This is a genomic window from Nostoc flagelliforme FACHB-838, from assembly GCF_014698065.1.
GTDB classification, from domain to species: Bacteria; Cyanobacteriota; Cyanobacteriia; order Cyanobacteriales; family Nostocaceae; genus Nostoc; species Nostoc flagelliforme_B.
Map to the genome: position 1 here is coordinate 1 of NZ_JACJSI010000198.1, position 10,854 is coordinate 10,854.

A 10,854-nucleotide genomic window follows, 5' to 3' on the forward strand; every position below is an offset into this window, starting at 1 on the left:
CCTTCGTTCTCTCATCTCAAATGGATGTTTGAGTGGTTTCTCCGAAACACTAACTTTGATTTTGCGACTCTTCAAATGTACGGAGCTTTTTCAGAAATCAAATACTAGTCCTATATCAACTGTGGTTTGTACATGCATTCCACCTTTAAGCAACGTTTCACGCCCAAACTTTTTAATCAGTTCCTGTGAGACGGCATTGGTAACGTAAGGCAAAGCGCTACCTTGAAATGACCTAATTTCACCCAGGGTTAGCGCGTCTCAAGTTTCTGAGGGTACAAAGTTTTGCAGTTGTCTAACATCTGGTAGATCGCGGAAACTAATGGCTAAACCAACTAATCCTCCAGCTAATACAGAACTCGATAGCATAGTAATTGATAGGAGTGTGCCACCAGTTACTTGACCGACCTTTTTGAAAAAATTAGAACTAGGTAAGTTTCTTTTCAAAAGTTTTAAACGAAGACACGGCAATTGAACTTCCTCACTTATAAATCTAACTAAAATTTATTTAGTTTTTGTAATCTTTTAATATCCTGTACAAATCTCATGGTTGATTTAAAAAAAGATATAAATATGTATAAAAAACTGACTTCTCTAGTTATTTTTTTCTTATATAAGTATACCCGTAAGGGCACGGCACTGCCGTGCCCCTACACCTTGCACTTGTACCGCATCTGAATGGGAACTGCTATAAGAAAGCATTTGTGATACTTTTTTAGTTTTTTATTCAAGGAAAAATTACTAAAACTGGAAATAATATTCTAAAGTTTTATTTTGCATTTTTCCTAACTATACACTTTAAAAGTCTAAAATGTGGGTATAATTCGGGTAAATTTCGGGTAGTAATAGCAAGAATAATGATTAAATTCTAGCTTTTGAATATAATTTGTAGGAATTAGAGATGAGGTAATAGGATAATCACAATAGTACATGACTAATGGTTAGCTGGCGATGTCGAAGTTTTCGGCTGTAGTACTGTTGTTTATCCAACCGTATTTTGTGACTGGCTCATGACCATGTTTATTAAGCTGTCTAGCAAGCGATCGCGTGATAAAGAAGTAAGTTCTTTGCCATGTAAAATTTCCTCTATAATCACGTAGGATACTAGCGAACCTAAAAAAATATGAGCCATTGCTTCTGGATCGCTGATTGCTAATTCTGGATGAGATGCAAAATAGTGACTTAGTATTTGCCGACCTCGTTGCACAACGGTTTGGTTATAAAGTTTTGCTAGTTCGGGAAAGTTTTGTGACTCGGTGATTATCAAACGCAACAATGCCAAATAATCGGGATTATCAGCAACCTTGGTTAAATAAAATTCGGCAATTTGACGCAACAAAATTGCTGGTTCTCCCTGCAATTTTTCTATACTAAAAATGCTTTGAAAACAAGCAACCGTTAACCGTTCTATCAACGCTTTAAACAGTCCTTCTTTATCTTGAAAGTGACTGTATATGGTTTGCTTCGATACTCCAGCTGCCGCGCTAACACGATCCATACTTGTTCTAGCGTAACCCTCCTTCAAAAATACCTGTATAGCTCCTTGCAAGATTTGCTCCTGCTTTGGAGCGATCGCAGGTAAAGGATTTTCTAGTTGGAAAGCAGGGTTGATAGGCATGAATGGTAAATTTTTTTGTGTATATCTTGCTATATCATACTAGACAGTCTAGTATGATGACAAGGAATTCAAAATTTTCAATTCTCTTATACAAAATATTTTTCACAATCCAGGCTGCTACTATGACTCAGACTATCCCGACATCCCCGGAAAATCTTAAAGATGCCCCAGTATCGAAGCAGCAACGCCGCAAAAAACCCATTTTTTTGCTGATCGGGCTACTGGTGGTAGGTGGCATTGGCTATGCTGTGTGGCGCTCTCAACCGCAAATATCAGCAAATATACTGCAAGTTAGCGGGCGGATTGAGGGTTATGAAACCGAGATTGGAATCAAACGCTCTGGAAGAATTGAGTCAATTGCCGTGCGGGAAGGGGCAAGAGTTAATTAAGTTAGACGACACAAACGATCAATTGCTGCAAGATCAACTGCGTGGCACACAAGCGAGAGTGACATCTGCTAAGTATGATGAACAGCAGGCAATTGCCGATGTCGAGCAAGTAACCAGAGAAATTCAAGAAATTAATAGCCAAATTAACGAAGCCAAACTTAATTTGCGGCAATCTCAAGGAGATACCCAAGGAAGAATTGAGCAGGCACAAGCAAATGTCGCAGCAGCCAGAGCTACATTGGTGCAAGCACAAGCGCAAGTTAAACAGGCAGCAGCAGAAGTTAATTTAGCAAAAATCAACCGCGATCGCTATGCCCAATTGGTAAGAGAAGGAGCAATCAATCAACAACAATTCGATCAAGCACAAACTACCCTAGATACTGCGATCGCAACCCTAGAAGCACGACAGGCAGCAGTTAATGCCGAACGGCAACAATTAAAGGCTACATCAGGGGCGTTAACTCAAGTTAAAACTACAGGTTTCAATCCTGACATTCGCAATGCCCAGTTAACAGCATTAGTCAGAAAGCAGCAGCAAAGTTATGCTCAACTTAAGTCTGCACAGGCGAAAGTCAACTCTGCCCGTGCCAAAGTTAAAGATGCCGAAGCATCAAATCAGCAAATTCTCACGCAGATTGCAGACTCCAAAAAAGATTTAAATGTAGTCAGTCCTTTAGATGGGGTAGTGACAGCCCGGAGTGTTGAACCAGGCGCAATAGTTAGCAGTCAGACTAATCTTTTGACAATTGTTGACCCCAAAACAGTGTATTTTAGAGGTTTTATTCCCGAAGGTGATATTGGCAAAGTGCGTCTTGGACAAACAACGAAAATCTTCATTGATTCTGCGCCGGACAAACCATTAGAAGGTAAAGTAATTGCGATCGATCCGCAAGCTTCATTTACACCAGAAAATATTTACTTTCAAAAAGATAGAGTCAGACAAGTAGTAGGAATTCGGATCAAAGTTCAAAACCCTGATAGCTGCTTTAACCCCGAAAATCCTTACACTGAATCAGATTTACCCTGCGCCAAAATGGGGATGCCAGCAGATGCCGAAATTAGTTTGAAGCCAGAAAGCAGATAACAGAGCAACATTTCATTAATTCCTCGCAAATTCTCCGCGTACCTCTGCGTTTCCCTCCGCGCTCCTGTGCGTTTAAATTTCCACCTTCCATTCTCCACCACTTTCTCAAGCTAAGAGGCTAAATGATGCAACAGCAAAAAACAGTTGTTACTCCAAACTTACCGCAATCATCTAGCACCACAGCAATTAAAGTTCGCGGTTTGCATAAGCACTATGGAAACTTAGCTGCTGTGCGAGGAATTGATTTGAATGTCAACAAAGGTGAAATGTTTGGATTAATCGGCCCTGATGGTGCGGGGAAAACTAGCACTTTTCACATTTTGGGCGGTGTGATGGAAGCAACGGCGGGGGAGGTGCAAATATTTAATCAACTTGCACGAGATGCCCGATTAATTACAGGTTATCTGACTCAACAGTTTTCGCTGTATTTGGATTTGAGTATTGATGAAAACTTACGTTATGCAGCAGGTTTGCGGCAAGTAGCAGATGATTTATTAAGGGAACGCCGCAATAAATATTTAAAATTAATGAATTTAGAGCGATTTGGCGATCGCTTAGTGGGACAACTTTCTGGTGGGATGAAACAAAAGCTGGCGCTGTGTTGTGCTTTGGTTTCTCAACCAGAAATATTGTTACTAGATGAACCTACCACGGGTGTCGATCCAGTTTCCCGGCGGGAATTTTGGGATTTGCTAGGAGAATTATCAGCCGAGGGGATGACAATTGTAGTTGCGACACCATACTTAGACGAAGCTGAACGCTGTCACCGCGTGGCTTTGATGTACAGTGGGCAAATTCATGAAATTGGCACACCCAAAGAATTACGGACTAACTTAGGCTTGCATCGCTTGGAATTGCGAACAGCTAATTTACAAGCTACAGAAGAGATATTATCTCAGACTGACCAGACAAATATAGTAGATGTGCAAACTTTTGGCGATCGCTTGGATGTCCTAGTTGAAGATATAAATTCCGGCGAAATCCAAGTCCGCGAAGTGCTGCAACAACATCAGTTACCTTCTCCCACTATCGAGCATGGCGAACCCACATTAGAAAACGTCTTTGTCACGCGCTTGCGACAACAAGGTTCTGCGCCGCAATTTTTTCCGTTTCCTCGTTTTCGCAAAAGAGGACAAGGAGACACAAAGGGAATCGCCATCTATGCTCACAACCTTAACCGTGTTTTTGGCAAGTTCCAAGCCGTTAAAGATGTCAACGTCGAAGTGCGCTATGGGGAAATCTTTGGGTTGTTAGGTGCTAACGGTGCTGGAAAAACCACCACAATTAAGATGTTGTGTGGATTACTAGGAGCAAGTGGCGGTAAAATTTCCTTGGGTGGTGAAACCGGAAATCTGCGGAGTGCAGACTTACGGCGACGTATTGGTTACATGAGTCAAAAATTCACCCTTTACGACGATTTAACTATTCTGCAAAATCTCGAATTTTATAGCGGAGTCTACGGCGTACCTCGCAAACTCCGACGGGAAAAAATTGATTGGGTAATTGCTACCTGTGGTTTAGAAGGAAAAGCAAATATGATCACTGGACAGCTACCGGGTGGTTGGAAGCAACGAGTCGCTTTCGGTGCTTGTGTGATGCACGAACCAGATATTTTATTTTTAGACGAACCCACATCAGGGGTAGATCCGTTGGCGCGTCGCCAGTTTTGGAAGCTGATTAATGACTTTGCCCGCAACGGTACAGCCATTTTAGTGACAACACACTATTTAGAAGAAGCTGAACAGTGCAACCGCATGAGTTTTATGGTTGCAGGAGAAACCGTTGCCGAAGGTTCACCAAGTTCTATCAAAGCCTCGCAACCGGGACAACTAATAGAAATTACTGTCAATCAAAACCAAGTAGCTTCCAAGATACTCAAACAACACTTCGAGCCTTGGCGCATATCGATTTTCGCTGATAGTTTACACATTGTTATCGATCATCCTGAACAAGAAATAAATCAACTAACTCAACTTTTAGAAGCTAATCAAATTACTATCAATTCTTTACGCCCTATTCCTTTTTCTTTAGAAGATTCTTTTATTGGTATAGTACAGCGATCGCAATAATAGAAAAAGAGTATCCGTACAGAAAATTCTACTCCAAAAAACTCCGCGTTCCTCTGCGCTAACCTCCGCGTTCCTCTGCGTTTAAAAACACTCTGATTTCAGCCAAATCCGTACTTAATATATATGAAACGAATTATTGCTCAATGTATAAAAGAAATAGCCCAATTCCGCCGCGATCGCCTGACGTTGGCACTAGCATTTTTATTGCCATTCATTATTTTAATAATTTTTGGTTTTGCTATTAGGTTAGAGAGTAAAGATATTCCCTTAATTGTGCAAGATTTTAACCGCACAAACTTAAGTAGCAGCTATATTGAAAGACTGTATGCCACCAATCAATTTGTGCCTAAACAATGGTCTGGTGGCAATCCCACACGCGATGCAATAGATAAAGGAATTGCTAAGACCGCAGTAATTATTCCACCCGAATTTAGCCGTGATATTCAAGCAGGTAGAAGTACAAATGTGCAAGTGTTAATCGATGCCACTGATGTTAACAATGCCCGTGTAATTAAAAATAGTATTCAAAGAGTGACAAACTTTTTCATGCAAGAGCATGGACTGATACCTGCTACTAATAGTATTACAGCAAGAATGCGTCTATGGTTTAATCCTGGCAGATTAGAATCGCTGTATATTGTGCCAGGAACTTACGGAGTTGGTCATTAATGCGGAAAGAAATTAATCAAATTCTCCGCAACAAGCAATTAATTGTTCTGTTAGTTATCCCGCCAACAGTTCAATTATTACTCTATGGATTTATCCTTAATCCCGACGTTCATAACTTGCGATTAGGTGTCATTGACTATGCCAACGTCAGTGCTAGTCGGGAGTTAGTTTCAGCCATGACATCAAATCGAATTTTCACTTTAGAATCTGTACCAAGCAGTGAAAAAGCATTAAGTCGTCAGGTAGAAGAAGGAAAGCTAGATGTTGGGGTAATAATTCCTCCCGATTTTCCGCGTCAACTGGCACAAAAATCAGCAGAAATTCAAGTATTTATTGATGCTGTAAATGCTAATACAGCCGGGATTGCCGGAAATTATATGAATCAAATTATCCAGCAATATAATTTGCAATTAACCCAAGGTAAAGTAAATCCCCCAGTCTCACCTGAAGTTGTATTTCTTTACAACCCTGGACTGACGAGTAGTTGGTTTTTTGTACCAGGAGTTATGGGTTTAGTTTTAACATTAATTGGGACATTAGTATCAGCAATTACTGTTGTCAGGGAAAAAGATACGGGTACTTTAGAACAATTACTAATGACTCCGGCTGCTAACTGGCAAATATTACTATCGAAAATTGTCCCTTTAGCATTTTTATTAATGGGAGATGTTTTATTAGCTACCACTTTAGCAACAGTAATATTTCATGTACCATTTCGAGGTAATTTTCTGCTATTTTTCGGACTCTCAAGTATGTATGTATTTGTCGGGATTAGCCTAGGTATTATGTTGGCGACTGTGAGTAGTTCCCAACAACAGGTAGTTTTGACATCTTTCTTTATTAATTTACCAATGGTACAAACTTCTGGAGCGATCGCACCTATTGAAGCCATGCCACCTTTGTTTCAAGCCCTATCTTTACTCAATCCTCTCCGTCATTACATTGCGATCGTTCGAGGTATTTTGCTCAAAGGTGTTGGCTTAGATGTACTGTGGATGAATGTTTTGGCTTTAGTCGCCTTTGCTGTTGTGTTATTAACTATTAGTATTAGTAAGTTTCGCAGTCAGTTAAGCTAGGGAGCAACACTTTGGCTTGGAAAAATCTTTACTTTGATGTAAGACCTTGGATAAAATATTGACTCTGAATCATTAATTGATTTTTTCTATGAAATGGTCGCTGGAAAGAAAATGGATTGCCTCTGGCTTTGGATTATGCTTATTATTAATGGGTACAGCTAGTCTGATTTCTTACCAAAACGCTACTCAGTTAATTGCAAGTAGCAATCAAGTGAAGGATACACATGGGGTAATGAAAAACATTATCGGCATCTTTGCTACACTAACCGATGCAGAAGCAGGACGTGGGGGTTATATCCTATATGGAGAGCAATTAGAACTCAAACGTTACTATCAGGCAATGCAAAGCCTAGATGCCAAATTCCAAAAGTTGCAGCAACAAATTGCTGATGACTCTTATCAACAGCAGCGACTAACGAAACTAAAATTACTCATTGCTCAAAGAGTTGAATTATCTAAACAGTCAATTAACCTCAAAGAAGCAGGTAAATCAAGCTTTGCTATTCAAGCACCTCTAGTTAATCAAAGCAACCAAAACCGTAATCAAATCCGTGAACTACTTACCCAAATGCAGACTAGGGAGGAACATTTACTGCAAATCTCGGTGAGACACTCTCAAGATAATATCCGCAACCGGATGTTGATTGAATTCCTCGGTACTTTCTTGAGCTTTGCCATTTTATTAGGCGTTTATACTTTGCTTTATCAACAATTAGTTAAACGTCAGCAAGCAGAAACTATTCAAAAAACTTTAGCTCAAGAAAAAGAACTTAGTGAATTGAAGTTACGTTTTTTTTCAATGGTATCCCATGAATTTCGTACACCATTGAGTATTATATTGGGTTCGGCTCAACTATTGGCTCAAAGTAATCAGCAGTGGACAGAAGAGAAAAAACTTAAAAATCTATATCGCATTCAATCTTCAGCTAGGTCAATGAACCAGTTACTGACCGATATTTTAACTTTAACTAGGGCGGAAGCTGGTAAATTAGAATTTCATCCAGAAATCATGGATTTGGAAGCATTTTGCATTAATTTGATAGAAGACCTCCAATTTTCTAATCAACAACAGCATACTATTAAATTTGTCAGTCAAGGTAACTGTACTCATGCCAAATTAGATGAAAATATACTCTATTCAATTCTGAGCAATTTACTATCAAATGCAATTAAATATTCACTTTCAGAGGGAAGAACTTTCTTAATTCTTAGTTGTGAACCACAGGCAATAATTTTCCAAGTTAAAGATAATGGTATAGGAATTCCTTCAGAATTTAAAGAGCATTTATTTGAGCCTTTCCATCGTGCTAATAATGTAGGCAAAATTGTTGGCAGTGGACTAGGACTTGCTGTGGTGAAAAAGTGCTTAGAAATACATCATGGAGAAATTTATGTCGATAGCGAGATAGGAGGCGGAACAAGTTTCACGATAAAATTTCCCCAACAGGGGACAGTAATAGTCAAGAGTAAATTGAGCAGTCATCATTAAACTGGAATCTTTTGGTTCTAAGGTTTTCATCTTTTCTATTTAAAAAATTACTATCGAAAGAAAGATGTTAAAAATACATCTATTTATACAAAATCTAATTAGGAAAAACTAACGTTAATTTAGAATAAACAATGCTACACGTATTACTTGTAGATGATGAAGCGGCTCTTTGCGACAGTCTCACCTATACACTACAAAAAGAAGGTTACACGGTGACTACAGCCGCCGATGGACATAGTGCAATCAAACAGTTTCACAAGCAAGTACCAGATGTAATTTTGCTAGACTTAATGTTACCGGAAGTTGACGGTATGGAAGTTTGCTGGCGGATTCGGGCATTTTCTAATGTACCTATCGTCATGCTTACAGCTAAAGATGAGGATATTGATAAAATTTGGGGTTTAGAAGCAGGTGCAGATGATTATATTACTAAGCCCTTCAACACCCGCGAACTATTAGCACGTATTAAAGCAGTATTGCGTCGTCGTTCTGGAGAGCAGCCTTCATGAGAGGCTGGATATCTAGGATTAAATTAAATACAATTTATGCCAAGCTGTTAGGCAGATACCTCATGCTGACAGCTTTTGGAACGTCGTTGATGGCAGGTTATATCCTGTGGTCGTTCCATGATTACTTCATGCGATCGCGACAAGCAGATTTGGATAACTGGACGAGTGCGTTAAGTGAAAGTGTTGCAGATGCACTAGAAGAAAAAGATATTAAACAAGTAAAGGTACTGGTGCAGCGGTATGGCGCACCACAAACTATAACCCTACGTGTTTTTAATCAACAAGGCAGTTTATTAGCCACTTCTGACCCAAAGTTAGATAGTCAAGTTAAAGATTGGTATCAGGTTCCGGGAATACGGGAAGCTCTACAAAACCGTGTAAAGCAAGGAATTGCCAAAGGCGTTTTATCAAACAGCGATCGCCTCTATATTACTAAGCCTATTGAGCGTAACGGTCGGTCGTTGGGCGTAATCCGAATGTCTATGACTTTGGAGCAGTTTCAGCGACAGTTCGCTAAAGTAATTTGGAGTATTTTGGGAACCCTAGCAATAACGATTCTACTGTGTGCATTAATTAGCAGTCGGTTTGCTCGCAGTCTCTCAAAACCGATTGAGATTATGCAGAATTTTGCTATTCGCTTGGGTGGCGGTCATTTTGGTGATAAGCTGACGATTCATGAAAATAATGAGTTAGATCAATTGGCAGCAGAACTCAACCGGATGAGTGAACGGTTAGCTTCCCTAGACCAAGAGCGACGGGTATTTTTAGCCAATGTTTCCCATGAATTACGTACCCCTATCAGTAACGTTCAGGTAACAGTAGACGCACTCAAAGCAGGAGCATCAGAAGAACCAGAATTACGTGATCGCTTTTTTCAAACTATCGAAAGCGAAATCAAACGTTTATCACGATTGATTCATGACTTGCTAGATTTAGGACGTTTGGAAGCAGGAGTTACTGAACTAGAACAGCAAACCATCTCGCTGCATGGATTAATTAACCGCGCTGTCAATGCACTAGAACCGCGAATGCGAACTCTGAGAATTTCTACACAGGTGAATGTAAGAAATCTAATTATCCAGGGCGATCCAGAGCGGCTATTACAAGCGATTCTCAATTTATTGGATAATGCGATTAAGCACTCACCAGCTAATTCTCAAGTATCTATTTCTGGATACAGCCAAGGCAAACAAGCTATTATTCAAATTCAAGACCAGGGAAAAGGGATAAAAGAGGGTGATTTACCCAGAATTTTTGAGCAATTTTATACAACAGACCCCGCACGTAAAGGTAGTGGTAATGGTCTGGGGTTAGCAATTTCTAAGCGGATTATTGAAGCCCATCAAGGCAGTATTATCGCCAGCAGCACACCAAATCAAGGGGCAACTTTCACTATATACTTGCCGATAATTCGTAATTCGTAATTCGTAATTCGTAATTCGTCATTCGTCATTCGTCATTCGTCATTCGTCATTCGTCATTCGTCATTCGTCATTCGTCATTCGTCATTCGTCATTCGTCATTCGTCATTCGTCATTCGTCATTCGTCATTCGTAATACTCCCTCCCCCCGTCTCAGTAATGATTATCATTTTCACAAGTTTTATAGCAAGCGCCAAGGCGGTTAGGACAAACAGTATAATTAGTGAGTAAAGTAAAACTAGATACAGATGAAGCGTTCAGCTCAAGGAAAGCTCATGCCAAAACCTTACAGTTACGACTTACGCCAGAAGGTAATTCAGGCAATAGAGTAGAGTTAGACATTTAAGAAATTTGTTGAAGTTAATGGCGATAAAACTCAAGCGGAAATGGCCAAACTATGGTCAGAAGAAATTAGCGATTGCACAATATCAAGAGCTTTAAAAAAAATTGGGTTCACACGGAAAAAAAAACTTATGGCTATCAAGAAAGATCGGAAGTTAAACGACAAGAATTTCGAGAAGAGATCCAGAAGT

The 10,854-nt window shown here is 39.8% G+C and carries 9 protein-coding genes and 2 pseudogenes; 9 read left to right on the forward strand and 2 right to left on the reverse strand.

All coding sequences use genetic code 11. The annotated features are described in order from the left end of the window. Positions 1 to 261: 261 nt before the first annotated feature. Positions 262 to 463: pseudogene (locus H6G97_RS36950) on the reverse strand (penicillin-binding protein); the annotation flags it as partial. Between the two features lie 516 nt (positions 464 to 979). Next, complete coding sequence (locus H6G97_RS36955; protein ID WP_190945673.1) at positions 980 to 1,615, reverse strand: TetR/AcrR family transcriptional regulator; 636 nt, start codon at positions 1,613 to 1,615, stop codon at positions 980 to 982. A gap of 122 nt (positions 1,616 to 1,737) precedes the next feature. Between H6G97_RS36955 and H6G97_RS53555 the strand changes: the two genes are divergently transcribed. From H6G97_RS53555 to H6G97_RS53560, 9 genes and pseudogenes are all read left to right on the forward strand, one after another. Beyond that, positions 1,738 to 2,004: a hypothetical protein gene (locus H6G97_RS53555; RefSeq protein WP_242055800.1), complete on the forward strand. Its 267-nt coding sequence runs from the start codon at positions 1,738 to 1,740 to the stop codon at positions 2,002 to 2,004. Beyond that, positions 1,973 to 3,088: an HlyD family secretion protein gene (locus tag H6G97_RS36960; protein WP_242055801.1), complete on the forward strand. Its 1,116-nt coding sequence runs from the start codon at positions 1,973 to 1,975 to the stop codon at positions 3,086 to 3,088. Before H6G97_RS53555 ends, H6G97_RS36960 begins: the two co-directional genes overlap by 32 nt. Before the next feature lie 125 nt (positions 3,089 to 3,213). Next, positions 3,214 to 5,157 (forward strand): ATP-binding cassette domain-containing protein, encoded by a 1,944-nt coding sequence (locus H6G97_RS36965; protein WP_190945682.1) that lies wholly within the window; start codon positions 3,214 to 3,216, stop codon positions 5,155 to 5,157. A 123-nt stretch (positions 5,158 to 5,280) separates the two neighbouring features. Further along, entirely contained in the window at positions 5,281 to 5,826 is a 546-nt protein-coding gene (locus H6G97_RS36970; RefSeq protein ID WP_242055802.1) for an ABC transporter permease, read from the forward strand. After that, a complete protein-coding gene (locus H6G97_RS36975; RefSeq protein WP_190945675.1) occupies positions 5,826 to 6,902 on the forward strand; it encodes an ABC transporter permease in 1,077 nt (358 codons plus the stop codon). The genes H6G97_RS36970 and H6G97_RS36975 overlap by 1 nt, the downstream gene beginning before the upstream one ends. An 88-nt stretch (positions 6,903 to 6,990) precedes the next feature. Beyond that, positions 6,991 to 8,391: a sensor histidine kinase gene (locus H6G97_RS36980; RefSeq protein WP_190945677.1), complete on the forward strand. Its 1,401-nt coding sequence runs from the start codon at positions 6,991 to 6,993 to the stop codon at positions 8,389 to 8,391. Between the two features lie 131 nt (positions 8,392 to 8,522). After that, a complete protein-coding gene (locus H6G97_RS36985) occupies positions 8,523 to 8,900 on the forward strand; it encodes a response regulator transcription factor (protein WP_190945679.1) in 378 nt (125 codons plus the stop codon). Next, positions 8,897 to 10,324 (forward strand): sensor histidine kinase, encoded by a 1,428-nt coding sequence (locus tag H6G97_RS36990; RefSeq protein WP_190945681.1) that lies wholly within the window; start codon positions 8,897 to 8,899, stop codon positions 10,322 to 10,324. The genes H6G97_RS36985 and H6G97_RS36990 overlap by 4 nt, the downstream gene beginning before the upstream one ends. Before the next feature lie 338 nt (positions 10,325 to 10,662). Further along, a pseudogene (locus H6G97_RS53560) lies at positions 10,663 to 10,854 on the forward strand (IS630 family transposase); the annotation flags it as partial.